The 23,374-nt window shown below is 46.3% G+C and carries 26 protein-coding genes; all 26 read right to left on the bottom strand.

The window, feature by feature from the left end:
• Window positions 1-13: 13 nt before the first annotated feature.
• Window positions 14-1,144 carry a flagellar motor switch phosphatase FliY gene (gene fliY / locus ACFQPF_RS10840; protein WP_379749493.1) on the bottom strand — a complete coding sequence of 377 codons (1,131 nt, stop codon included), beginning with the start codon at window positions 1,142-1,144 and terminating at the stop codon, window positions 14-16.
• On the bottom strand, window positions 1,138-2,130 hold the full coding sequence (fliM, locus tag ACFQPF_RS10835; RefSeq protein WP_379749491.1) for a flagellar motor switch protein FliM: 993 nt from the start codon (window positions 2,128-2,130) through the stop codon (window positions 1,138-1,140). Before fliM ends, fliY begins: the two co-directional genes overlap by 7 nt.
• Window positions 2,131-2,159: 29 nt before the next feature.
• Complete coding sequence (gene fliL / locus ACFQPF_RS10830) at window positions 2,160-2,591, bottom strand: flagellar basal body-associated protein FliL (protein WP_379749489.1); 432 nt, start codon at window positions 2,589-2,591, stop codon at window positions 2,160-2,162.
• Complete coding sequence (locus tag ACFQPF_RS10825) at window positions 2,588-2,803, bottom strand: flagellar FlbD family protein (RefSeq protein WP_379749487.1); 216 nt, start codon at window positions 2,801-2,803, stop codon at window positions 2,588-2,590. The genes fliL and ACFQPF_RS10825 overlap by 4 nt, the downstream gene beginning before the upstream one ends.
• A 47-nt stretch (window positions 2,804-2,850) precedes the next feature.
• A complete protein-coding gene (gene flgG / locus ACFQPF_RS10820; RefSeq protein ID WP_379749485.1) occupies window positions 2,851-3,699 on the bottom strand; it encodes a flagellar basal body rod protein FlgG in 849 nt (282 codons plus the stop codon).
• Between the two features lie 42 nt (window positions 3,700-3,741).
• Window positions 3,742-4,206, bottom strand: coding sequence for a flagellar hook assembly protein FlgD (gene flgD / locus ACFQPF_RS10815; protein ID WP_379749483.1), 465 nt, complete (start codon window positions 4,204-4,206; stop codon window positions 3,742-3,744).
• Window positions 4,207-4,209: 3 nt separating this feature from the next.
• Entirely contained in the window at window positions 4,210-5,436 is a 1,227-nt protein-coding gene (locus tag ACFQPF_RS10810) for a flagellar hook-length control protein FliK (RefSeq protein WP_379749480.1), read from the bottom strand.
• Between the two features lie 26 nt (window positions 5,437-5,462).
• Window positions 5,463-6,032 carry a MotE family protein gene (locus ACFQPF_RS10805; RefSeq protein ID WP_379749478.1) on the bottom strand — a complete coding sequence of 190 codons (570 nt, stop codon included), beginning with the start codon at window positions 6,030-6,032 and terminating at the stop codon, window positions 5,463-5,465.
• Between the two features lie 17 nt (window positions 6,033-6,049).
• Window positions 6,050-6,484: a flagellar export protein FliJ gene (fliJ, locus tag ACFQPF_RS10800; RefSeq protein WP_379749475.1), complete on the bottom strand. Its 435-nt coding sequence runs from the start codon at window positions 6,482-6,484 to the stop codon at window positions 6,050-6,052.
• A gap of 1 nt (window position 6,485) precedes the next feature.
• Window positions 6,486-7,796: a flagellar protein export ATPase FliI gene (fliI, locus tag ACFQPF_RS10795; RefSeq protein WP_379749471.1), complete on the bottom strand. Its 1,311-nt coding sequence runs from the start codon at window positions 7,794-7,796 to the stop codon at window positions 6,486-6,488.
• Complete coding sequence (gene fliH / locus ACFQPF_RS10790; protein WP_379749468.1) at window positions 7,783-8,574, bottom strand: flagellar assembly protein FliH; 792 nt, start codon at window positions 8,572-8,574, stop codon at window positions 7,783-7,785. The genes fliI and fliH overlap by 14 nt, the downstream gene beginning before the upstream one ends.
• Window positions 8,567-9,580: a flagellar motor switch protein FliG gene (gene fliG, locus ACFQPF_RS10785; RefSeq protein WP_379749466.1), complete on the bottom strand. Its 1,014-nt coding sequence runs from the start codon at window positions 9,578-9,580 to the stop codon at window positions 8,567-8,569. Before fliG ends, fliH begins: the two co-directional genes overlap by 8 nt.
• 16 nt (window positions 9,581-9,596) lie before the next feature.
• Window positions 9,597-11,189 (bottom strand): flagellar basal-body MS-ring/collar protein FliF, encoded by a 1,593-nt coding sequence (fliF, locus tag ACFQPF_RS10780; protein ID WP_379749464.1) that lies wholly within the window; start codon window positions 11,187-11,189, stop codon window positions 9,597-9,599.
• An 84-nt stretch (window positions 11,190-11,273) separates the two neighbouring features.
• Window positions 11,274-11,570 carry a flagellar hook-basal body complex protein FliE gene (gene fliE, locus ACFQPF_RS10775; protein WP_379749462.1) on the bottom strand — a complete coding sequence of 99 codons (297 nt, stop codon included), beginning with the start codon at window positions 11,568-11,570 and terminating at the stop codon, window positions 11,274-11,276.
• A gap of 12 nt (window positions 11,571-11,582) precedes the next feature.
• On the bottom strand, window positions 11,583-12,032 hold the full coding sequence (flgC, locus tag ACFQPF_RS10770) for a flagellar basal body rod protein FlgC (RefSeq protein WP_379749460.1): 450 nt from the start codon (window positions 12,030-12,032) through the stop codon (window positions 11,583-11,585).
• A 2-nt stretch (window positions 12,033-12,034) separates the two neighbouring features.
• Window positions 12,035-12,421 (bottom strand): flagellar basal body rod protein FlgB, encoded by a 387-nt coding sequence (gene flgB / locus ACFQPF_RS10765; RefSeq protein ID WP_379749458.1) that lies wholly within the window; start codon window positions 12,419-12,421, stop codon window positions 12,035-12,037.
• Window positions 12,422-12,661: 240 nt separating this feature from the next.
• A complete protein-coding gene (gene codY / locus ACFQPF_RS10760) occupies window positions 12,662-13,441 on the bottom strand; it encodes a GTP-sensing pleiotropic transcriptional regulator CodY (protein WP_379749456.1) in 780 nt (259 codons plus the stop codon).
• 22 nt (window positions 13,442-13,463) lie between these two features.
• Entirely contained in the window at window positions 13,464-14,867 is a 1,404-nt protein-coding gene (hslU, locus tag ACFQPF_RS10755; protein WP_379749454.1) for an ATP-dependent protease ATPase subunit HslU, read from the bottom strand.
• Between the two features lie 24 nt (window positions 14,868-14,891).
• Window positions 14,892-15,431 carry an ATP-dependent protease subunit HslV gene (gene hslV, locus ACFQPF_RS10750; RefSeq protein WP_379749452.1) on the bottom strand — a complete coding sequence of 180 codons (540 nt, stop codon included), beginning with the start codon at window positions 15,429-15,431 and terminating at the stop codon, window positions 14,892-14,894.
• A gap of 24 nt (window positions 15,432-15,455) precedes the next feature.
• Window positions 15,456-16,358: a tyrosine recombinase XerC gene (gene xerC / locus ACFQPF_RS10745; RefSeq protein ID WP_379749700.1), complete on the bottom strand. Its 903-nt coding sequence runs from the start codon at window positions 16,356-16,358 to the stop codon at window positions 15,456-15,458.
• A 58-nt stretch (window positions 16,359-16,416) separates the two neighbouring features.
• Window positions 16,417-17,727 carry an FADH(2)-oxidizing methylenetetrahydrofolate--tRNA-(uracil(54)-C(5))-methyltransferase TrmFO gene (gene trmFO / locus ACFQPF_RS10740; protein WP_379749449.1) on the bottom strand — a complete coding sequence of 437 codons (1,311 nt, stop codon included), beginning with the start codon at window positions 17,725-17,727 and terminating at the stop codon, window positions 16,417-16,419.
• 13 nt (window positions 17,728-17,740) lie between these two features.
• Window positions 17,741-19,816, bottom strand: a complete 2,076-nt coding sequence (gene topA, locus ACFQPF_RS10735; RefSeq protein WP_379749446.1) for a type I DNA topoisomerase — start codon at window positions 19,814-19,816, stop codon at window positions 17,741-17,743.
• A gap of 79 nt (window positions 19,817-19,895) precedes the next feature.
• Window positions 19,896-20,783 (bottom strand): DNA-processing protein DprA, encoded by an 888-nt coding sequence (gene dprA, locus ACFQPF_RS10730; RefSeq protein WP_379749443.1) that lies wholly within the window; start codon window positions 20,781-20,783, stop codon window positions 19,896-19,898.
• A gap of 109 nt (window positions 20,784-20,892) precedes the next feature.
• On the bottom strand, window positions 20,893-21,807 hold the full coding sequence (sucD, locus tag ACFQPF_RS10725; protein WP_379749440.1) for a succinate--CoA ligase subunit alpha: 915 nt from the start codon (window positions 21,805-21,807) through the stop codon (window positions 20,893-20,895).
• Window positions 21,808-21,840: 33 nt separating this feature from the next.
• A complete protein-coding gene (gene sucC / locus ACFQPF_RS10720; protein ID WP_379749438.1) occupies window positions 21,841-23,001 on the bottom strand; it encodes an ADP-forming succinate--CoA ligase subunit beta in 1,161 nt (386 codons plus the stop codon).
• Between the two features lie 204 nt (window positions 23,002-23,205).
• Window positions 23,206-23,364 (bottom strand): alpha/beta-type small acid-soluble spore protein, encoded by a 159-nt coding sequence (locus ACFQPF_RS10715; RefSeq protein WP_379749436.1) that lies wholly within the window; start codon window positions 23,362-23,364, stop codon window positions 23,206-23,208.
• Between the last annotated feature and the right edge of the window lie 10 nt (window positions 23,365-23,374).

The raw sequence follows: 23,374 nt of genomic DNA, 5'->3' as shown, positions 1-23,374 counted from the left end.
ATATAGCCTCCTGTTATTTAAGCTTTTGTAAACGGTCTATTTGACTAAGAATTTGTGTCACTCGAACACCGAAGTTCTCCTCGATCACGACAACCTCGCCTTTTGCTATCCTTTTTTGGTTCACATAAATATCGACCGGTTCACCAGCGAGCTTATCAAGCTCGATGATCGACCCTTGTCCGAGCTCTAATATTTCTTTGATCGACTTTTTGGTTCGTCCAAGTTCAACGGTCACTTGCAGCGGGATATCCAAGAGCATATCCAAGTTTTTCGTTTCTCCTGTATAACTGCTGCTGTCAGAGAAATCCGAGAAGTTTGCCGCTAATACAGGCTTTTCCTGTCTCGGCTCAGCTAGAGGCTTGCGGCTCTCTGCTGCTGGTGCATGAGGTGTAGTCTGCCTGATTTCAGGCACTGCAACTGCAATCACCGGTTCTTCCTGCTGTACAGCTTGTGGTGTCATGTCTGCCGGCATTTCCGGCTCCATGCCAAGAAGCTGGCCAACAAGCACTTTAGCAAAATCGACGTGAACGAGCTGCATTATATTGGAGTCGATCAGCGTTCCAATTTTAATTCTAAATGAGATCTTCACGAGCGTTTCTTCCAATGACATCGGAATGTTTGAACGCTCAACATCTAAAAAATCAATGCTCGGAGGTGATATGTCTACCGTCTTGCCGAACATGGCTGACATGGACGTCGAGGCAGAACCCATCATCTGGTTCATGGCTTCACCAACAGCACTCAGCTGCAGTTCGCCAAAATCAGGAGACGGACTGCTTCCATCACCGCCTAGCATGAGATCCGCGATAATCTGTGCATCTGATTTCTTGATGACGAGCATGTTCGCTCCTTCAATCCCCGCTGTATACGTGACCTCGACCGCTACATGCGGTATCGGGAATTCTGCCTTCAATGTTCCTTGCTGAATGACCGATACGACAGGTGTTGTGATCTCGACCTTCTGATTGAGAAGGGTGGAAAGGGCCGTTGCGGCACTGCCGAAGGAGATGTTACCGATCTCGCCTAGAGCATCTCGCTCCATATCTGTCAGATGTTCTTCTTCTGGTGCACTTGCACTGGAGGAAGGCCCGCCGCTAAGCAACGCATCAATTTCATCCTGTGACAGCATATTTCCGCTTACCATTGTTCGTTTTCCTCCTTTAGTGAATCGATGATTTGGACCGCCATTTTTCTGTTTACTTTGCCCGGCTGGACAAGGAACTTAGGTGTATCCTCCACCATCAAAACCATTGGTGAAGAGATTTTTTGCTTCAATTCGATGCAGTCACCAATATCCAGGTCCAAGAATTCATTGATGGTCATGTCTGAGAAGCCAAGCTCTACACGGACCGGAAGTTCTGCATTCCTTAAATTGCTCTCGATAAAGAGAATTTCCTCAGGCGGACGAGACTTTTGCTTCTTCTGCATCCACGTGTGCAGCGACAGCTTCGGGATGATCGGCTCGATCACTACGTGCGGCAGGCAAATATTAATCATTCCGGTCACTTCACCTACTGTAATGTTCAATGAGATGACCACGACCGTTTCATTCGCTGATACCATTTGAAGAAACTGCGGGTTGACTTCTATATCGAGCATGAATGGGTCTAGCTCGATTGTCGGACTCCACGCTTCTTTAAAGCTGTCAAGTGTATGGACAAACAGCTGTGTCATGATTTTCGTTTCAATCTCGGTCAAATTTTCGATCTTGTTCATCCCGGCGCCTCTTCCGCCCATAACCCGATCAAGCATCGCATAAGCGATATTCGGGTTGATCTCCATCAAGATGCGCCCTTCTAGCGGGTTTGCCTCAAAAATATTCAAGAATGTCATGGTTGGAACGCTGCGGATAAACTCTTCATATGGTAGCTGATCGACGGAGGCCACTCCGATCTGGACGAACGTTCTAAGCTGAGCCGAAAAGTAAGTCGTCAAATATCTGGCAAAATTTTCATGAATCCTTGTCAGACCACGTATCTGATCCTTAGAAAAGCGGAGAGCTCTCTTAAAATCGTAATTTCGTATTCGTTTCTCTGATTCTTCTTTTTTCAGCTCTTCAGCATCCATTTCTCCTGTGGACAGCGCTGACAGAAGAGCATCGATTTCATTTTGGGACAAAACGTCTGCCAAGAGCCCCACCTCTTTTCTGGCTTAAGTTGTTATTGGATAATTTTTTGTGTGGTATACACTTTTGAGACTTTACCGTCGAGCATAATTTTAGAAATTTTCCCTTGCAGTGTTTTCTCAAGGCCGGCCATTCCTGCAGGACCTTTCAAGCTTTCCGTTTTCATTCCGGATATTTCATAGATGATCAGGTTGTTCACTTGAAACAGCCTCTTTTCAAGCTCTTCCTTGCCTTCCTTGCTGTCCGCCTGTATTTTAAAGCGGATTTTCACATAAGCATCATCGAGCAGGTTTGTTGTGATCTCTTCTGTTTCAACCGTCAACTCTTCAAGCTCTTCTGCTGTCGGCACAGAGGCCTCGGTCTTAGGTGAAAACATCGTAAATATGTAATACCCCGATGCCCCGACAGCAGAAATCGCCAGAAGCATGGAGAACATGATAATAAATGTTTTTTTATTGCCCATCATTCTTCTTCCTCTGCCATTATGTTTACAGGAAGGAGGGCGATCCTTCGATAGAATGACGCCACCTTCTCACCTACCTGCTTTTCTGATTCTTTTACCACCATTTTCTTTCCGCTCGTCAATGTGATCGTCGTGTCCGGAAATGATTGCACCTGTTCAATGTACAGAGCATTCAGTGTAAATGACTCACCGTTCAGCCTCGTTAACGTAATCATGTAAGACAGGCTATTTTTTTATGAAAACAGCCCTGCCTCCCCTCGTATTATCGTTTCAGATTCACTAGTTCTTGCAGAATCTCGTCAGAAGTCGTGATAATCCGCGTGTTCGCCTGAAAACCGCGCTGTGCGACGATCATCTCTGTAAACTCCTCAGAAAGGTCAACGTTGGACATTTCAAGGGCACTGGAGACGATGGAACCTGCTCCTTCTTCTCCTGGAATAACAAGATCACCAACTGCTGTAGGAGCAGGACCAGAGTTTGCGGAATTTTTATACAAATTTTGACCGATTTTTTCCAAGCCTTCATTGTTCGGGAATTTTGCCAGCATAATCTGCCCGGCTTGCAATAACCCCCCTGTACCATCCACATAGTTGACGACTCCATTAGCACCTATGCTAAAGCTTTTTGCATCAGTCGGTATTTTGATTTTCCCGAATTGTGAAGTATTCACGACTCCTCCTGTAGAAGGATAACCGACCACAAATAAACCATCTGAGTTAACCAATGTTCCATCCTTATCTAAATAGAAATTCCCGGCTCTAGTAAAATTCATGTTAGGTGCAGTCGCTGTACCTGTACCCACAATAAAGAATCCATCTCCAGAAATCCCTAGATCTAGCGGACGTCCGGTTGTCTGCAGGCTACCCTGCGTTTGAACCGTGTCGATAGAAGCGATTTGGGAGCCGAGGCCGACCTGCCTCGCGTTCACACCGCCTCGGTCCGTGCCTGGAGCTGTTGCTCCGGCAATCTGCTGGCTGACAAGATCCTTGAAAGTCGTGCGCCCTTTTTTGAAGCCGTACGTGTTCACGTTCGCGATATTATTTCCGATTACATCAAGCTTGACTTGAAAGTTTTTCATTCCGCTGATTCCAGAATACATCGATCTCAACATGTGGCATTCTCCTTTAAATTTACTCTTGGCAATAAGTCTTTTTTACGAACCTGATGATGCACCTTCGCTGATCTTGATAACTTGGATGCTATCGATCTTCGTGCCGTCAGCCAGCTCGAGCTTCGTTTGTCCTTTGTCCCAGAACACCGACTTCACTTGGCCTTCCTTGGTGATGGTGGTCGTCGTGCCGTCATCCTTCGTTTCACTCACTTCGTATGAAACTTGCTTACCTATCATCTGGCTGTGCTGATACAGCATCGTTTCCGCCTGCATCCCCAAGAATTGCTCCATCGTCTTGTTCAGGTTCGTCATCTGTTCCAGTGAAGAAAAGGTAGCCATCTGGGCGATGAACTCTCTGTCCTGCATCGGATTGGACGGATCTTGGTTTTGCAGCTGGGTGATCAATATTTTGAGGAAGTCGTCTTTTCCGAGCACACTTTTGCCGGCTGACCGTTCTTTAGCCTGATAGTCAGCAAGCAAGAGATCATTTTTTATCGCATTGTTCATGAATTACACCCTCTCGCTAAGAAGTTGCAGTATGTCTGAAAAATTACGACTGTCTGGATCGTTTTTCTCATCATCAAAGCTTTGCTGCTGATCCGCCTCTTGTCGAGGTTCTCTGTTTCCGCCTTGATCTTTGTATAGACTCATCTTCTCTTGTACAAAGACATCAATCTGTTCAAGCGCAATTTTTTGCGATGTTAAGGCGTTTTTCAATGTTCCCATATGTTGATCGATCGCTTCTTTAGCTGCTATTGAAGCGGCCGTTATTTTCGCTGTCAGCTCACCATTTTTCTGCACTATTTCAATACTGATCGATCCCAGGTTCTCTGGATTTAGCTTCAAGGTGATGGATGATGATCCTCCTGCTAAAGCAGCCAGCTTCCCTTTTTGCAGGATAGATTGAAACTCTCGAAGGAACCGGGATTCTGATAGTTTGTTGCCGGCAGGAAGCTGGATGGCCAGCTGTTCTGCTGCCGTCATGGTCCCTTGATGAAACACGTGCACCTCTGTGCTCGGTGATGATGAAGCAGGCTGCACCTGACGTGTTAGGGCACTAAGCAGATGGGCTTTTGCCTGAAGAGCGTGAGTGGAGCTGGTAACGGCTGCCTGTTCTTGCGTGATTCCTTTTTTGAACACAAATCCGCTCGATTCGTTATGTTCGATTCGCAGCAGGCGGCTGTTGCCTTTCACTTTGTCTGCTTCGAAAGCGAGCGAATAGGTTTGCGCCTTGTTCCCTGTTTCAGTTCCATTGCCTTTAAGCTGCTGTTTAATGAACTCAATTAAAGCCTGCCGGCTGCTTCCTTCACTCAGCATTAAGCTTCCTTTCGAAGCATGGTGAAGCAGTGCCATCAGGATGGCTGCGGGTGCTGCAGAGTCAGAGAGCGCCTTTTCTGTCAGCTCGAGCGTTTGCAATGATTGGACGAAAAATTCGAGCTCTTCTTTGACATCAGGCGGCAGCATATCCATGATCTCCTCTGCACTCGGGTCATCGAGCATGCCTGACTGCCATAAAGAAACATCTTCAGGCAGCATTTCTTTTATCTCTGCAGCCAATGCATCCACATCTATTGGCAAAAGCTTCTCCTCAAGTGCATGCACGTCCGTGACGGCTGCAGAGTTTGACTGAAGCAACAGCGAAAAAAAGTCTGTGACGCTTTTGTTCTGCGTTTTTGCCGTATTGTCTTTTGACAGCGGGGTAAGGCAAGTATCATGCTGCAATGAAACGGTAGCCAATGTTTCTCCCTCCTTCCTATGACAAATTATTGAGCCAGCAGGACGGTCATCTCTGCTGCATCAGCAGGATCCATCTTGCTCAAAATATCAGCTTGCTTTTCTGTTTCCAGCGATTGCAGGATATCTGCTGCTGAGGCACTATCTAAAAGAACAAGGACGGCCGCTGCTTGCTTTGCTGACATCTCGCCATAAAGGGCGGACAAGCTGCCTTCTTTTTTCAGCTCGGCCGCTGCGGAAGATTCTTCATTCTTCTGCTTTAGCTTGACCAATTCGTCTTTCAGCGACGATGTCTCCTCTTCTTTTTTTTGAAGATCGGCTTCAAGTCTCTTAATGTAGGAACGCTGTTCTTTCAGCTGTTTACTGGCGTACTGCGCCTCGCTATCAAGTGTACCTTTGCTGACGATGCTCGCTTTTTCTGATCCTTCAAAAAAGGAAGAAAGAACTGGCAGGCTTCTACCCAAATTCGCTGCCTCGTCTTTCACATTGAAGCCCATCATGGATAGCACGATTGCAAAGACTGTTAATGCAAAAATCAGCGGTACAACAATGACCATCAGGAACCAGGCTAATCTTCCTGATTTTTCCTCCTGCTCCATCTTATCACCCGTTTCTATCATCTCGCGTAGCGCAATACCGAGAATTCATCATTTTGCTTGTTTTCATTTACAAGCTGAAGCGCCGTGAACTCGCTGCACTGTTTACTTTTTAACGTTTCATATTTTTTCACTTCTACTGCTTTATACATAAGCTTCTCTTGAGCGAATGCCATTTGCTCTCTCGCTGTTTGAACCTTCTTTTGAAGCAGCAGGATCTTCTTTTCTACTGATAATAAAAAACGCTGTGTCGACTGTAATTCGTTCACATACAACTTGGCATGAAACTGGCTGTCGGCATGTTCTTCTATTTCTTCTTTTCGTTTCAGAAGGCTGTATAGTTCGCTTGCTGCCTGTTCAAACGCCTGGACTGACTGGCGGTACTCTTCTTCAAACGATTCTTTTTCTTTTTCCTTTAGCATCAGGACCTTTTCAAGCTTGAACTGAAATGCCATCTTACGGTTCCCCCCACTCGGCCATAAGCCGGTCTAACGAATCTTTAAAGCTTGAGTCTTCATGCACATGCTGCTTTAAAAAGGAAATGATAGCAGGAAACGCACTGATCGCTTCATCTACCGATTTGGATGAACCTCTTTTGTAGGCTCCGATGTTGATCAAGTCTTCTGCGTCATAGTATGCCGATAAGAGCTCGCGTACTTTGCCTGCTGCAGTAAGATGCTCGTTTGGCACAATATCGTTCATCACCCTGCTCACACTCTTGAGCACGTTAATAGCAGGAAACTGTCCTTTATTGGCTAGTGATCTGTCGAGAACAAAGTGTCCGTCCAATATTCCTCTTACTGCATCAGCGATCGGTTCGTTCATGTCATCTCCGTCCACAAGCACCGTATAAAACGCGGTGATCGTACCCTTGCTGCTCGTTCCTGATCGTTCAAGCAGCTTCGGAAGCTTGGCAAAAACGCTCGGCGTGTAGCCTTTTGTTGTTGGAGGCTCGCCAGCCGCCAGTCCGATCTCACGCTGGGCCATAGCCACACGCGTGACTGAATCCATCATAAGCATCACGTTCTTCCCCATATCACGGAAGTATTCTGCGATAGCTGTTGCCGTTTCAGCACCTTTTATCCTCATCAATGCCGGCTGATCGGATGTTGCCGCGATGACGACAGAGCGCTTTAGCCCTTCTTCTCCAAGGTCACGTTCGATGAAATCCATAACTTCTCTTCCACGTTCACCGATAAGGGCGATCACGTTCAGATCAGCCGTTGAATTTCTCGCTGCCATACCGAGCAAAGTACTCTTGCCTACACCGCTTCCTGCGAAAATTCCGATCCTCTGGCCTTTTCCAACGGTGAGCAAGCTGTCGATGGAGCGGATGCCTAATGAAACGGTTTCGCTGATGCGCGGCCTGTGCATCGGGTTAGGCGGTTCGTTTTCAGCAGAGATTGTGCTAAGCCCCTTTGGAAGCTCGCTCTGATCGAGCGGGTTACCTAATCCATCCAGTACACACCCGATCAGATCCACCCCTGCTTTAATCTGGAGCGGCTTGCGGGTCGCTTCTACTAGGCTTCCCGCTGCGATGTTCCTCACTTCTGTGTAAGGCATCAACAGAAGGTTTTCTTTATAAAAACCGACAACCTCAGCCTTTACCGGCCTTGCTGCATGCGCGGTGTGTATGAGGCATACCTCTCCAACCGCTGCTTTAGGGCCTCGTGATTCTATCAGCAGACCTGCCGCTTTAACGACTTTCCCATAGCTTTTGTAGGCGTTGATGCTGCTGATTTCCTGAATAAGGTCAGCGGCCTTCATCGTCCGTTCCCTCCAGTCGGTCAAGCAGTGCGGTTTTGATTTCTGACAGCTGGCTGTCTAAAGTGGCATCCATCTTTCCGAACTGAGATTCAATGACGCATCCATATTCCTTTAAGGATGCATCGGGATATATATATAATGCGGTTGTGCCTAACAAGATATTTTTCAGTTCATCACGATATACGATCGTCTTTTCATACCAATCTGGATGGACATACAGCTTAATTTCACCGGTTTCCCGCACTTCTTTAATGAGCTGCTTCACATAATCAACCCAGACGCTTTCCTCTTTCAGTGCTGAGCCCGTTATCTTTCTCGCGACTGCGGATGCCATTTCAACGATGACGCGTTCAGAACTTTCGATATGGCTGTTGTAGGCTTCCCTTGATAAAAGAATGATTTTTTCCGCTTCTTTCAATTTCAGGTCCCACTGCGATGCGCCAGCGGCGGACCCTTCTTTAAATCCCTTTTCATAGCCCGCTGCTTTGGCCGCCTCGCTATCAGCATTCCGTTTGTTTAGAAGATCCTGTTCCATTTGCTCCAGCTTTATCTGATGGCTTTCATACTCTTCCATCATCTGCTGCCTTAATTCGTTCGCCTCATCTTCTGCTGCTTGTATAAGCTTTTCAGCTTCAAGGCGTGTCAGCTGCAGCAGCTGTTCTGGTGTGATCTCCTCTGGCAGCGATGCCGGAGGAGCTTGTCTCTCAATTTGCTTGATGCCAATGACCACTTGGGCAGCAGCATCAGAGGGGTTTGATTGTTTAATAATATTAGACAATCACATCATCTCCTCCGCCGCGTGCAATGACGATCTCGCCGGCTTCCTCAAGCCTTCTAATAGATGAAACGATGCGAGATTGTGCTTCCTCTACATCACGCAGCCTCACTGGGCCCATGTACTCCATTTCTTCTTGGAATGTCTCTGCCATGCGCTTGGACATGTTTTGATAAAGTACACTCTTGACCTCTTCGCTTGAAGCTCTAAGCGACAGCAGGAGATCTTCATTCTGGACCTCTCTGATGACTCGCTGTATCGCACGGTTATCGAGCGTGACGATATCTTCAAATACAAACATCCGTTTCTTGATTTCTTCTGCCAGATCAGGGTCTTGCTTCTCAAGAGCGTCTAAAATCGTCCGTTCGGTCGTCCTGTCCACTCCGTTAAGGACTTCAACTACCGCTTCCACTCCGCCCGCCTGTGTCAGGTCATGCGTGACAGTGGCTGAAAGCTTTCTTTCTAGTATTTGCTCGACCTCCGCGATGACCTCTGGCGACGTGCTGTCCATGAGGGCGATCCTTTTGGCCACATCAGCCTGCATTTCCTGAGGCAGTTCACTTAGTATCTGTCCGGCCTGAGAGGAATCAAGATACGCGAGAATAAGTGAGATCGTTTGGGGGTGCTCGTTTTGTATGAAATTCAGGATTTGCCCTGGGTCTGCTTTTCTTGCAAAATCAAACGGCCTTACCTGAAGTGTCGATGTCAGCTTGTTGATGATCTGCATCGCCTCGTCTTTGCCCATCGCTTTTTCCAGCACCGATTTGGCATAGCTGATGCCGCCCTGCGTTATGTAATCCTGTGCGAGTGCAAGCTGATGAAACTGTTCAATGATCTCTTCTTTTAAATTAGAATCTACTTTTCTCGTCTGCGAAATTTGAAGCGTCAGCCTTTCAATCTCTTCTTCACTTAAATGCTTATATACTTGTGCTGCTGCATCAGGACCTAAAGAGATCACGAGGATGGCAGCTTTTTCTTTACCAGACATTTCTTTTTGAGTTTTTGACATTGTTTATGGCTGCCTCCTAATCTTCTGAAAGCCATGTACGCAGCAGCTTGGCGAATTCATCTGGCTTTTCTTTTGCCATTCGATCCAGCTGCTCCTTGCGTATGGTGCCCTCTGATTCGAACTCATTATTGACATCCGGAACATTTAAATTCTCAAGCATGATTTCCGTTCCAGCTTCTTCCGCGATTTTTTGTTCGCTTGACTTTCTTCTTAGAGCAAAAATAAGGAAGATAATAACAGCAAGCAGTATACCGCCGCCTATGTACACCCAAAGCGGTATGCCAGCAGAAGCGACATTTGCTTGCGCGGTTTTCCCGTTGAAAGGCTGCGCTGAAACAAACACCTTTTCATCAATCTGTTCATCCGTCAGTGGATTCTCTGCGTCTTCTGAAATGGTCGTCCTGACGATTGTGGACAATATTTGTTTAATGTCCTCTAACCGTTCAGGCGGCAATGATTCCGGTTTTTTAGGGTTGGGAGGTTCCACCATCGCCTGAATGCCGATATCTCTGATTTCGTACGGACTCTCGACGATTTCTTTCTTAATTTTGTTTACCTCTTTGTTGATTCGCTCTTCGACTTTTTCGTAATCTCCGTTGGAGCCTGCCGCTGTACCAGGATAGTTGGGAACTTCCTCCTCACCTGATCCTGCTGGCCCTCCAGGCGGTGTTCCTTCACCAGAGAAGGTTTCCCTGATCCGTTCTACACTTACCTCGATGCCCTCCATCTTTTCTGGATCGACAGGTTCTACGAGATTTTCTTCCCGCTTCTCTTTCGTAAAATCAATATCAGCGGTTACCGTTGTGACGACTTTCTGATGTCCAACTATCGTACCGAGCATCTGCTGAACGCGGCGCTGTATGTCGCGCTCTATGTCTGTCTTGATCTTTCTTTGTTCATCGTAAGCAGATAATGACGAATCACTGCCTGCTGGCTGATCCAGGTCGTAATAATTGGAGTATTGGTCGGTGATCACAATGTTTTCAACCGGCAGACTCGGCACACTCTTTGAAACAAGGTTATAGAGTGCGTTCACATGCTGTGTTTCAAGCCTCGCACCAGGTGACAGTGTGAGAACGACAGAAGCAGAAGCGGATTCCCCCTCATCTGAAACAAATACTCCCGCTTCCGGCATGGTAATCATGACCGCAGCATCCTCAACCCCATTGATGCTCTTGATCAAGCTGCTGATCTCGGTCTGAGTGGCCTCTCTTTCCAGAATGCTGAACTCCTTGTCCGTCATACCGAATCCCGATTTCTCGCCAAAAAAAGAAAAATCAATGTTCCCGCTCTTTGGTATGCCTTCAGCCGCCAGTTCTACCTTTAATGAATCGGCACTTTCAGACGGCACTAAAATGGTGCTGCCGCCGTCAGCAAGCTCTGAGGTGATGCCTTTGCTGTTAAGCGTTTCTTGCACCTGTCCTGCTTCTTGCGGGGATAGGTTTGAATAAAGAGGCACAAGCTCCGGCTTCGATAGAAGAAACGATAGTGTTACGATGACAGCGATTACCAAGAACAAAACTCCGGCCATTATAGCTTTCTGCATCGCTGTCCGGCTGTTGACGAAGTTTTTCGTTTTACTTGTAAACAATCTCAACTTTTCGTTCATTTTTTCCCCCAATTGTTGCCGCAAAAAAATTTTCTTATATGACCCCCAAAATACCTGGAGAGATTCGAACTAATTTAGTAATCTTTAAATCTGCATCCTCATCATTTCTTGATAAGCTTCAACCGCTTTGTTTCGAATCTCAACCGCTGTTTGCAGTGTGATGCTTGCTTTTTCTGCTGCGATCATCACCTGATGAAGGTTATCTGTCTTGCCAGTAATCATGGCTTCAGTCGCTATGTTAGACTGCCTCTGCGCTTCATTGACAGAATTCAAGGCACTGCTGAGTGCGTCCTTGAATGACTCTTGCGCTTCAGCCGGTGTGATGCTCCGCGCTGCGCCTGCCGCTTGTGACGGCTGGACAGATGTGATGGAATTAATCATTTATCGTTTCTCCTATCTGCCAATTTCTAAAGCCTTTAAATACATGCCCTTTGCGGCATTTAAGGCTGTAACATTCGCTTCGTACGATCTTGTTGCACCCATCAGATCGACCATCTCTTTTAGAGGATCCACATTCGGATAGGCTACATAACCTTCTTCGTCGGCGTCTGGATGGCTTGGCTGGTATACCATTTTAAACGCGCTGCTATCTTCTACTACAGCACTTGCCTGCACTCCGCCTGCCTCTTTACTGCTTTTCATGGCAATGTTTAGCGAGGAATGGAAAGAAGTATTTTTTTGCCCGAGAACGACCATTTTCCGCCTATAAGGCTGCCATTTTCCGTCTATGTATTCGCCCCTGGTAGAATCGGCATTCGCCATATTGGATGAGGCTATGTCCATCCTTAAGCGCTGTGCTGTGAGTCCAGATGCTGAATGATTGATTGCGTCAAAGATCCCCATTGTTATTTCCCGCCTTTAATGACCATTTGCAATGAATTGAACTTCCCGTTTATCCTCTGTGTCAGTGCTTGAAAGTAAAGCTGGTTTTTAGCCATCTCTGACATTTCAAGATCCATGTCTACATTGTTGCCGTTATGATTCATATCTCCGCCTGATCTATCCATGACTTTCACCGTCCCTTGACGGTTTCCTGAAAATTCAATATGACGGCTGTTTGTTCTATACGCCTTCAATTGTGTTTCCAACTCTTTGCCGAACGAAACTGTCTTCGCTTTGTAGTGAGGTGTATCCGCATTGGCAATATTATCGCTTATTGCCTTTTGTTTGGCGGCGGACCCGTTCAATGCAGTTTCGAGGCTTTTTATTACAGGTCCAGTGAACAAATGCACCCATCCCCTCTTTTTTACTATATTTCATAAAAATTTTTCCAAAACTTTCTTACATTTCATATATTACGTGATATATCCAAAAAGTGTCTATGATTATTTTTCTATTTTCGACTTAATTCGATAGAAAGTCCTATATTTGCCTAGTTCTTTTCGCTCATAATCGACAGTAGTACACATTTACCAAAAAAACACAAAAAAAATACAGCCCTTCTATTCAGAAAGGCTGTTAGTATTTTTCGTTTATGAAGTTTTTAATTTCTCAAGCTCAAGAAGGAATTTATCGTTGAGCACTTTAATGTATGTTCCTTTCATTCCAAGTGAACGGCTTTCAATAACACCCGCACTTTCGAGCTTGCGAAGTGCGTTCACGATGACGGAACGTGTAATTCCAACACGGTCTGCAATCTTACTGGCAACGAGCAGGCCTTCGTTTCCTTCGAGTTCTTCAAATATATGCTCGATCGCTTCAAGCTCACTGTACGACAAGGAGCTGATCGCCATTTGCACAATCGCTTTGTTTCGTGCTTCTTCCTCGATCTCTTCTGCCTTCTCACGCAATATTTCCATGCCTACTACCGTTGCTCCATATTCAGCGAGCAGCAGGTCATCATCATTGAACGAGTTTGTCAGTCTTGAAAGGATCAGTGTCCCAAGACGCTCTCCTCCACCGACGATCGGCACAATCGTCGTGAGACCCGTGACGAATAAATCTTTGTTCTCTACCGGAAATGCTGTATATTCACTTTCGATGTCCAGATTCGAAGACGTTTCTTTCACATTAAAAAGATTTTGTGTATAGTCTGTCGGAAACTGTCTCTCTTCTAGCATCTTTTTCATGCGGTCGTTTGCAATCTCTTGTTTGAGTGCGATCCCGAGAAGTTTTCCGCGGCGGCTCACCACGAATATGTTTGCTTCGATAACATCACGCAGCGTTTCTGCCATCTCTTTAAAGTTGACTTGCTTGCCGCCAGACTGCTGAAGCATGGCGTTGATCGTTCTTGCTTTCTCTAGTAAATTCATTTTATTTCCTCCTACAGAAATCCTATAAAATATATTGGCTTAAATCTTTGTTTCGTGCGATGCTCGCCAATTTTTCATCTACGTATTCTGGTGTGATGACGATGTGCTCCAGACTGATATCAGGCGCCTCGAACGACAAGTCTTCAAGCAGCCGCTCAAGAATCGTATGCAGTCTCCTCGCACCGATATTATCGGTATCCCTGTTCACATCCGCTGCAATATTTGCAATTCTAGCAATAGCTTCGTCAGAAAATTCTACATTTATACCTTCTGTCGAAAGAAGTGCGGAATATTGTTTAACGATCGCATTATCAGGCTCTACGAGGATACGGACAAAGTCTTCAACGGTTAAACTCTTCAGTTCAACGCGGATCGGGAACCGTCCCTGCAGCTCAGGAATCAAGTCAGAAGGCTTTGCCATATGAAATGCTCCTGCTGCAATGAACAAGATATGGTCCGTTTTGACCGAGCCGTACTTCGTCATTACCGTTGAGCCTTCGACGATCGGAAGGATGTCACGCTGTACGCCTTCTCTTGATACATCGGCCGTATTTTGATTTTTTCCTGCGATTTTGTCAATTTCATCGATAAAGATGATGCCTGACTGCTCGGCTTTGTATACGGCTTCACTTGTCACGTCGTCCATATCGATCAATTTGGCCGCTTCATCCTGTGTCAGAACCTTTCTCGCTTCTCTAACTGTCAGCTTGCGCTTCTTCTTTTTCTTTGGCATTAAGCCGCCCAGCATATCCTGCATGTTCAGCCCGACCTGATCCAGGCCAGTACCTTGAAACATATCCATCATGCTTTGGCCCTGCTCTTCTACTTCAACCGTTACGAGATGATCTTCAAGCTCGCCTAATGCAAGCTTATGCGCTGTCTGTCTGCGCTTTTGCGATAGTGACTCATCATCATCGGATGTATTCGAGGCTGACTGGTTTTGATTGGCTGCTCCGCCAAAAAACATTTCAAGCGGATTTTTCATTGCTGTTTCTTTCTTCTTGCCAGGTGCAAGAAGCTCTACCAGCCTTTTATTCGCGTTTTCTTCAGCCAGATCTTTCACCTCGTGCATTTTGATCTCTTTCACGAGGCGAATGGATGTTTCCACAAGGTCGCGGACCATCGATTCCACATCACGGCCGACATAACCTACTTCTGTAAATTTTGTCGCTTCTACTTTTATAAAAGGAGCCTGAACAAGCTTAGCAAGCCTTCTCGCTATTTCTGTTTTCCCTACACCGGTGGGCCCGATCATCAATATATTCTTCGGTGAAATCTCCTCGCGCAGCTTCTCATCGAGCTTGCTTCTTCTAAAACGGTTACGGAGTGCGACAGCCACTGCTTTCTTCGCATTGTTCTGGCCAATAATGTATTGATCAAGCTTTTCAACAATCTGTCTCGGGGTTAAATGCTGGTGTTCACCCATTCTTCCACGCTCCTCGTCTTCATATTACAGCTCTTCAAGTACGATGTTCGTATTCGTATAAACACAGATCTCGCCAGCGGTTTCCAATGAAGCTAATGCGATCTCCTTGGCTGAAAGCTCTGGTGCTTTTCTTTTCAATGCTCTTCCAGCAGCAAGGGCATAGTTCCCGCCAGACCCAATCGCCAATATCCCGTCATCTGGTTCAATCACTTCTCCAGTTCCTGAAATGAGCAGCAGATGATCCTTGTTCATGACAATCAGCATCGCTTCTAGCTTGCGGAGCACTTGATCGGTGCGCCAAGCCTTGGCAAGTTCAACACTGGCACGCTGAAGATTGCCGGAGAATTCTTCGAGCTTGGATTCAAATTTTTCATACAGCGTGAATGCATCGGCGACAGAACCTGCAAAGCCTGCAAGAACGTTGCCGTTATAAAGCTTTCTTACCTTCTTCGCCGTATGCTTCATCACCACTGCATTCCCGAACGTAACTTGACCGTCACCTGTCATCGCACATTCACCATTATGCCGGATCGCGAAAATCGTAGTCGCATGAAATGTTGTCATTAGAAAACCCCTCCTGTACGATCTTTATGCGCGAGGATGCGCATTATTATAGATCTTTTTCAAATGATCCTTTGTCACATGCGTATACACTTGAGTAGAGGAAAGATGAGCATGCCCGAGCAGCTCCTGAACGGCTCTGAGATCGGCTCCTTCATTCAGCATATGAGTCGCAAACGTGTGCCTCAGCACGTGCGGGCTGATATGTACATTGAGAGAGGACTGCTCAATAATCTTATTCAATATGGTTCTTACGCTTCTAGAAGACAAAGGTTCCCCTTTATAATTTAAAAAAAGAGAATCTGATTTAACAGATGATTTGCCTGAAAGCTTTAATCTGCCGTCCTCTAGATACCGGGTTATAGCAGAAAGGGCGAAAGAGCCGACAGGTACATACCGTTCTTTTCGGCCTTTTCCCATGATCAAAACGGTCTCCATCGACAGATCCACATCTTTCACCTTAATGGAGCAGCACTCCGACACGCGGATGCCTGTGCCGTAAAGCAATTCCAGGATCGCTTGGTTTCTTTGCCCGAGAGGGTCTTCGAGGCTGCAGACAGAAAACAGCTGTTCCATTTCTTCCTGATATAAGAAGTGCGGGAGCTGTCTTCCTTTTTTCGGAAGAGATGCCATAGCGAACGGGTTATGGGAGATGCTTTCTTCTTTGTTTAAGAATCTAAAAAAACTTCTTAGAGAAGAAATTTTCCTCGCAACGGTATTTCTGCTGTACGAGGCATCATGAAGAACAATCAAATAATGTCTCACTAAAACATAAGAAACAGCGGCAAAGTCACTGATTGCCTGCTGTTTCATGAAGGATGCAAAATGCATAATATCTTTCTCGTAATGTTCAATCGTTAAAGGCGAACAGTTCTTTTCAATCGATAGATATCTCATAAACATCTCGATGTTATCACGGACAATCGTCATCTCAAACACCTCACAAAGCCCCTAAATCTTAACACAGTTTAGGGGCTTTATCAACGAATTATGATAATTTTTTTATAAAATTCTGAATTGTTTCCAGCGCCCTGCCAGCAAATGCCTCATACCGTTCTTTTTTGCTGCGGATTTTTCTGTCAAGCGGCGGAAACAGACCAAAGTTGGCGTTCATCGGCTGAAAGTTATCACTGCTTGCATTGGTGATATAATGCGCCATGCTTCCGATCGCCGTTTCCTGCGGGAACGTAAGAGGCTCTTGTCCTGACACATAGCGTGCTGCGTTGATTCCTGCGATCAACCCAGACGCCGCACTTTCCACATACCCTTCCACTCCTGTCATCTGGCCTGCAAAAAACAGGTCGTCGCGTGTCTTAAGCTGATATGTGTCTTTCAAAAGCTTCGGCGAGTTAAGGAACGTGTTCCTGTGCATCACGCCATAACGCACAATCTCCGCATTCTCCAAACCTGGAATGAGCTGCAGCACTTCCTTTTGCGGTCCCCATTTCAAATGAGTCTGGAAGCCTACGAGATTGTATAGCGTACCGGCACTATTATCCTGTCGCAGCTGAACGACTGCATATGGCTGTTTGCCTGTTCGCGGGTCTTCAAGTCCGACAGGCTTCATTGGTCCAAAAAGGAGCGTCTTCTTCCCGCGTTTCGCCATCACTTCTACTGGCATGCATCCTTCAAAGAAAATTTCTTTTTCAAACTCCTTCAAAGGCACAGTTTCTGCAGAGATGAGTGCTTCATAAAAGCGGTCAAACTCTTCTTCGGTCATCGGGCAGTTCAGGTAAGCCGCCTCGCCTTTATCGTAGCGTGATTTTAAATAGACTTTTTCCCGATCGATGCTGTCCACTTCGATGATCGGTGCTGCTGCATCATAAAAATAAAAATATTCTTCGCCTGTAAGCTGCTTAAGCTTTTCAGACAAAGCCGGGCTTGTCAGCGGTCCTGTTGCAATAATAGTCGGTCCTTCTGGTATCTCAGACACATCTTCATTGATCACCGTCACGTTTGGATGATTCTTCACCCTTTCTGTGACCAGACCAGCAAACTCATGCCGGTCCACAGCAAGGGCTCCGCCCGCAGGAACGGCGCAATCATCAGCTGAAGAGATGATGACGGAGTCGAGCATGCGCATCTCTTCCTTTAATACACCAACGGCGTTTGTGAGGGTGTTGGCTCTCAGCGAGTTCGAACACACGAGTTCCGCGAATTTATCTGTATGATGAGCAGGCGTCTGCCTGACTGGTCTCATTTCATAAAGCCTGACTTGAACTCCGCGCTTGGCAAGCTGCCAAGCCGCTTCACTTCCTGCCAGCCCGGCTCCGATTACATTAACATGCTGATTTGTCATGAAGCATTTCTCCTTACTTTTCCTGCTCTTCGGAATAGTCGCACTTGACACATTGCACGGCTTTCCCTTTTTTCAGCTTTTTTTCCACTAGCATACTATCGCATTTCGGGCACTTTCTTGCAAGCGGTTTGTCCCACGAAACAAACTCACAGTCCGGATATGTGTTGCATCCGTAGAAGATCCGCTTCTTTTTGCTTTTTCTCTCCACGATCGTACCATTGCTGCATTCAGGACAAGGCACTCCTGTATCTTTCACGATCGCTTTTGTGTTGCGGCAGTCTGGGAAGTTGGAGCACGCCATGAATTTTCCGAAGCGGCCCATCTTGAACACCATCTCACTGCCGCACTTTTCACAGTCTTCTCCTGCAGGCTCATCCTTGATTTCAACCTTTTGCATTTCCTCTTCCGCTATCTTCAGCTTCTCTTCGAAGCCTTGGTAAAAGGATTCGATGATCTTGATCCAATTCTCTTTTCCTTCTTCTACCTCGTCCAGTTCGCTTTCCATTTTGGCGGTGAACTCAACATTGAAGACTTCCGGGAAGAATTCAAGCGTCATCTGCAGGACGAGTTCGCCGAGTTCAGTCGGAACAAACTTCTTATCGTCCAGCGCCACGTATCCTCGCTTTTGAATGGTATCCAGTGTTGGAGCGTAAGTCGACGGACGTCCGATTCCGAGCTCTTCCATCGTCCTGACAAGACGGGCTTCCGTATATCGCGGCGGCGGCTGAGTAAAGTGCTGTGTCGGTTCTATTTCCTGTTTTTCAGCCGATTCGCCTTCCTTCAAATCGGGCAGAAGGCGGTCTTTCTCTTCCTTGCCGTCATCGTTTCCTTCCACATAGACTTTCATGAATCCTTGGAACTTTACAGCAGATCCGTTTGCACGGAAGATGACTCCGTTATTTTCTAGATCGACCGTCATCGTATCCAGGACGGCTGATGCCATCTGGCTCGCCACAAAGCGTTCCCATATGAGGCGGTACAGACGCAGCTGGTCGCGTGACAAATACTCCTTTAGTTTAGATGGCTGATACATGACCGATGTGGGCCGAATCGCTTCATGGGCATCCTGAGCGTTTTTCCCTGCCTTTTTTTCTGCACGTTCACCGGCTGTGTACTCTTTTCCGTATTCCTTCGTGATGAATTCAAGCGCTTCTTGCTTTGCCGTATCAGAAATACGTGTCGAGTCTGTTCTCATATAGGTGATCAGACCAACTGTTCCCTCTTTGCCCAGATCAATTCCCTCGTATAGCTGCTGTGCGATCATCATCGTCTTTTTTGCACGGAAGTTTAATTTTCTCGCTGCTTCCTGCTGTAAAGAGGAGGTGATGAAAGGCGGTGAAGGGTTTCGCTTTCTTTCTTTCTTTTGGACAGACTGGATAAGAAATTTCTTTCCTTTTATTTTGCTTAAGATGTCTTTTACTTCACCTTCATTCGACAGCTCTTTCTTCTTGCCGTCCATTCCATAAAACTGGGCTTCAAATTCTTTTTTTTCCGAGCCGAAGATGCCCTTGATCTTCCAATACTCTTCTGGTTTGAACGCTTCAATTTCACGTTCGCGCTCGACGATCATCCTGACTGCTACGGTCTGTACTCGACCGGCGCTCAATCCCTTTTTTATTTTCTTCCATAAAAGAGGACTGACCTTATATCCCACAAGGCGGTCGAGCACGCGTCTCGCCTGCTGGGCATCGACTAAATCCATGTTGATTTTACGCGGCCGTTTGAATGAATCTTTGATCGCATTTTTTGTGATCTCATTAAATACAACGCGGCAATCCGAATCCAGCTCAATATCGAGGCTGTGGGCTAAATGCCATGCGATCGCTTCTCCTTCGCGATCCGGGTCAGCTGCGAGAAATATTTTATCCGCTTTTTTAGCGGCTGTTTTCAATTCTTTTAAAACAGGGCCTTTGCCCCGAATGGTTATATATTTCGGCTCATAATTTTCTTCGACGTCTACGCCGATCTGGCTTCGTGGCAGGTCCCGCACGTGACCCATCGAAGCTTTCACATCATACTTGCTCCCTAAATATTTCTTTATTGTCTTTGCTTTTGCGGGAGATTCAACGATTACTAGGTATTTTTCCATTTTTCCAGAATATCCCCCTTTAAGGGTTTAATAAAATCTTCCCTATTATTAAATAATGTTTCATACTTTGTCAAACTCTTTAAGAAAACGCTTTACTGAAATATTTCGGATATTCAGTTAAAATGTCATCACTGCATGCGGTTAATTTTGCTCCATTTTGGATTAAAGAGTTCGTCCCAAAGCTGCATGGTTCATGGATTGGTCCTGGTACGGCAAACACCTCTCTGCCCTGATCCAGCGCCTGATCGGCCGTGATGAGCGAACCGCTTTTTTCACGCGCTTCAACGACTAGCGTTCCTGGGCTCAGGCCGCTTATGATCCGGTTTCTTTGAGGAAACTGCCACTTATTCGGCTTATTATAAAACGGAAACTCTGTCACTAAAATGCCTTGCTGCTCTATCATGCCTGCGAGCTCAGCATTTCGTGAGGGGTAGAGCGTCCCTAAACCATGGCCTAAGACAGCGATTGTCGGCCGTTGGCTGATGACGGACAATCTGTGTACTTCGGTGTCAATTCCAGCGGCTAACCCGCTGACAGTCGTCCAGCCTTTTTCAATGAGAGGAACAAGGATCTGCCTGAGACTGCTGATCCCATACGGTGTAGGATTTCGCGTCCCTACTACACTGATGGAGGTTCTGGAAAAATATTCAATGTTCCCTTTTGCATATAATACCCATGGCGGATCGAATATACACTGTAACAGTGAAGGGTATTGCTCGTCTCCCATGACAATGAGAGAGATTTTCTCTCTTCTATAGAAGTTTGCAAGCTTTTTAAAAGATGAAACTGTCAGATGCCGGCTAAGTCTGGCAGCTGTATCTGTCTTTAAATGAAAGAATCCGCTCAATTCCCTGCTGCTCATTTTATAGATCTTTTCCAATGTCGGGTCAAATGTTAAAAAATGATGAATATGTTTCCATCCTATGCCCTCGCAATGATGAAGCATGAGCAGCCTCTCGCGATCCATTCTATAGCTTCCTCCTTTTAAAAAGCTCGTCATATATGAGCAAAGGCTCCCAAAAAGGGAGCCTTTGCCTCATTTAGCGCAAAAGCATCAGATAAATACTGCCGCCTGATTATGCTTTTGCTTTATGTGTGATGCAGCGGTCAAGCAAATCGTGTTCTTTCAGGACAGAAATAAGCGTTTCTCCCATTACAGAAGGCGTCTCTGCCACTTTAATGCCGCATGCTTCCATCGTTTTAACCTTTTCAGCGGCTGTTCCCTTGCCGCCGGAAATAATCGCACCAGCATGCCCCATACGTTTTCCTGGAGGTGCCGTTTTGCCGCCGATGAATCCAACTACCGGCTTCGTCATGTTCGCTTTTACCCACTCGGCCGCTTCTTCTTCTGCTGTGCCGCCGATCTCGCCGATCATGATCACCGCATATGTGTCTTCGTCTTCATTGAACGCTTTTAATACATCGATGAAATCAGTGCCGTTAACAGGGTCTCCGCCGATGCCGACCGCTGTAGACTGTCCGATGCCATTTTGCGAAAGCTGGTGAACCGCTTCATACGTGAGCGTTCCAGAACGGGAAACAACACCGACATGGCCTTTCATGTGAATGTAGCCAGGCATGATGCCGATCTTGCATTCTTCAGGAGTGATCACACCCGGACAGTTCGGACCAACAAGACGCGTGCGTTTTCCTTCCATGTATCGCTTCACTTTTACCATATCCATAACAGGAATGCCTTCTGTAATACAGATAGCCAGGTCAAGATCCGCATCGACCGCTTCCACGATCGCCTCAGCTGCGAATGCAGGTGGCACATAAATGACAGACGCGTTCGCACCAGTCGCTTTTACCGCTTCTTCGACCGTATTAAAGACAGGAACGCCTTCTACTTCCGTTCCGCCCTTACCAGGCGTTACACCGCCGACAATCTGTGTTCCGTATTCGATCATTTGCTTCGCGTGGAATAGTCCTACCGCGCCGGTGATCCCTTGAACGATTACCTTTGTATCTTTATTAATAAAAATACTCATGCTCTTTTGCTCCACCCTTCTTGTATTGTTTGATTACTTAACCAATGCGACGATTTTTTCTGCTCCGTCAGCCATGGAATCAGCTGCCGTGATGTTTAATCCCGATTCTTTTAGGATTTTCTTCCCAAGTTCAACATTTGTTCCTTCAAGACGCACGACAAGCGGCAGCTCAAGACCGACCTGCTTCGTTGCTTCTACTACACCGTTAGCGATTACATCGCACTTCATGATGCCGCCGAAAATGTTGACGAAGATTCCTTTTACGTTTTTATCGGAAAGAATAATTTTGAACGCTTCCGTTACTTTCTCTGTCGTCGCACCGCCGCCAACATCTAAGAAGTTTGCCGGATCTCCGCTGTAATGCTTGATGATGTCCATCGTAGCCATCGCAAGTCCAGCTCCGTTTACCATGCAGCCGATGTTACCATCAAGCGCGATGTAAGTCAGGTCATATTTGGAAGCTTCGATCTCTTTTGGATCTTCTTCTTCCAGGTCACGGTACTCCATAATATCCGGGTGGCGATACAGCGCGTTAGAATCAAAGTTCAGCTTCGCATCCAGAGCCATCACGTTGCCGTCTCCTGTCACAACAAGAGGGTTGATCTCTGCAATCGAGCAGTCTTTTTCAACGAATGCCGTGTATAAGCTGATCATAAATTTAACAGCTTTATTGACAAGTTCTTTCGGAATGTTGATGTTATAAGCGAGACGGCGTGCCTGAAAGCTTTGAAGGCCGATAGCCGGGTCGATCACTTCTTTAAAAATCTTTTCCGGAGTCGCTTCAGCCACTTCTTCGATCTCTGTTCCGCCTTCTTCTGATCCCATCATGACGACCCGTGAAGTGGCACGGTCAAGCACAAGACCGATATAATATTCTTTTTTAATGTCGCAGCCTTCTTCAATAAGTAAGCGCTTAACTTCTTTGCCTTCTGGGCCTGTCTGATGTGTTACAAGCACTTTCCCTAGAATCTCGCTTGCGTATGTACGCACTTCGTCTAAGCTTTTTGCCACTTTTACACCGCCCGCTTTACCGCGGCCGCCTGCATGAATCTGGGCTTTAACGACTGAAACGGCACTTCCGAGCTCTTTCGCGGCCTCTACAGCTTCTTCAACAGAAAACGCTACTTTTCCGTTTGGAACAGCCACACCATATTTTTTTAGAAGCTCTTTTCCTTGATACTCGTGGATATTCATATCTCTCTCCATCCTCCTGTCATGGTAAAAACTTAAACTACCGTTATCATTGTATATAAACAAGCCTGTACTGTCTACCATTCTTCAGAAAATTGCAAGCGCATTCAAGTATCGAAATAGAAAAAAACAAGCAGAAAATGGTTTCCGCTTGCCTATTCACTCAGAACGTTTTCCGAAAATCGTTAGCTTTTTTAGCCGATTCTTTCATTTTCCGGTTTTTTTACGCGCTTTTTCCACTAGCTTGGGTGTAATAACATCTCGTTCTGCAGCAGGCCGGAACATTCCAAATTCTTCAGCCATCTCTTCCTTGAACTGATTGGCTGCCTGATCAGCACCGCTAACATCCAGTTTGTTTTTTGGCATTCCATAATCC

The organism is Fictibacillus iocasae, assembly GCF_042665465.1.
Taxonomy (GTDB): domain Bacteria; phylum Bacillota; class Bacilli; order Bacillales; family Fictibacillaceae; genus Fictibacillus; species Fictibacillus iocasae.
Note: the sequence above shows the minus strand (reverse complement) of the source record. Positions and strands in the feature narration are given on the sequence as shown.

Bases quoted from the DNA above. Each gene is read 5' to 3' on its own strand.
- fliY (WP_379749493.1), bottom strand. From the start codon at position 1,144: ATGGTAAGCGGAAATATGCTGTCACAGGATGAAATTGATGCGTTGCTT.
- fliL (WP_379749489.1), bottom strand. From the start codon at position 2,591: ATGATGGGCAATAAAAAAACATTTATTATCATGTTCTCCATGCTTCTG.
- ACFQPF_RS10825 (WP_379749487.1), bottom strand. From the start codon at position 2,803: ATGATTACGTTAACGAGGCTGAACGGTGAGTCATTTACACTGAATGCT.
- flgG (WP_379749485.1), bottom strand. From the start codon at position 3,699: ATGTTGAGATCGATGTATTCTGGAATCAGCGGAATGAAAAACTTTCAA.
- flgD (WP_379749483.1), bottom strand. From the start codon at position 4,206: ATGAACAATGCGATAAAAAATGATCTCTTGCTTGCTGACTATCAGGCT.
- ACFQPF_RS10805 (WP_379749478.1), bottom strand. From the start codon at position 6,032: ATGGAGCAGGAGGAAAAATCAGGAAGATTAGCCTGGTTCCTGATGGTC.
- fliJ (WP_379749475.1), bottom strand. From the start codon at position 6,484: ATGGCATTTCAGTTCAAGCTTGAAAAGGTCCTGATGCTAAAGGAAAAA.
- fliI (WP_379749471.1), bottom strand. From the start codon at position 7,796: ATGAAGGCCGCTGACCTTATTCAGGAAATCAGCAGCATCAACGCCTAC.
- fliG (WP_379749466.1), bottom strand. From the start codon at position 9,580: ATGTCAAAAACTCAAAAAGAAATGTCTGGTAAAGAAAAAGCTGCCATC.
- fliF (WP_379749464.1), bottom strand. From the start codon at position 11,189: ATGAACGAAAAGTTGAGATTGTTTACAAGTAAAACGAAAAACTTCGTC.
- fliE (WP_379749462.1), bottom strand. From the start codon at position 11,570: ATGATTAATTCCATCACATCTGTCCAGCCGTCACAAGCGGCAGGCGCA.
- flgC (WP_379749460.1), bottom strand. From the start codon at position 12,032: ATGGGGATCTTTGACGCAATCAATCATTCAGCATCTGGACTCACAGCA.
- codY (WP_379749456.1), bottom strand. From the start codon at position 13,441: ATGAATTTACTAGAGAAAGCAAGAACGATCAACGCCATGCTTCAGCAG.
- hslU (WP_379749454.1), bottom strand. From the start codon at position 14,867: ATGGGTGAACACCAGCATTTAACCCCGAGACAGATTGTTGAAAAGCTT.
- hslV (WP_379749452.1), bottom strand. From the start codon at position 15,431: ATGACAACATTTCATGCGACTACGATTTTCGCGATCCGGCATAATGGT.
- xerC (WP_379749700.1), bottom strand. From the start codon at position 16,358: ATGACGATTGTCCGTGATAACATCGAGATGTTTATGAGATATCTATCG.
- trmFO (WP_379749449.1), bottom strand. From the start codon at position 17,727: ATGACAAATCAGCATGTTAATGTAATCGGAGCCGGGCTGGCAGGAAGT.
- topA (WP_379749446.1), bottom strand. From the start codon at position 19,816: ATGGAAAAATACCTAGTAATCGTTGAATCTCCCGCAAAAGCAAAGACA.
- dprA (WP_379749443.1), bottom strand. From the start codon at position 20,783: ATGGATCGCGAGAGGCTGCTCATGCTTCATCATTGCGAGGGCATAGGA.
- sucD (WP_379749440.1), bottom strand. From the start codon at position 21,807: ATGAGTATTTTTATTAATAAAGATACAAAGGTAATCGTTCAAGGGATC.
- sucC (WP_379749438.1), bottom strand. From the start codon at position 23,001: ATGAATATCCACGAGTATCAAGGAAAAGAGCTTCTAAAAAAATATGGT.
- ACFQPF_RS10715 (WP_379749436.1), bottom strand. From the start codon at position 23,364: ATGCCAAAAAACAAACTGGATGTTAGCGGTGCTGATCAGGCAGCCAAT.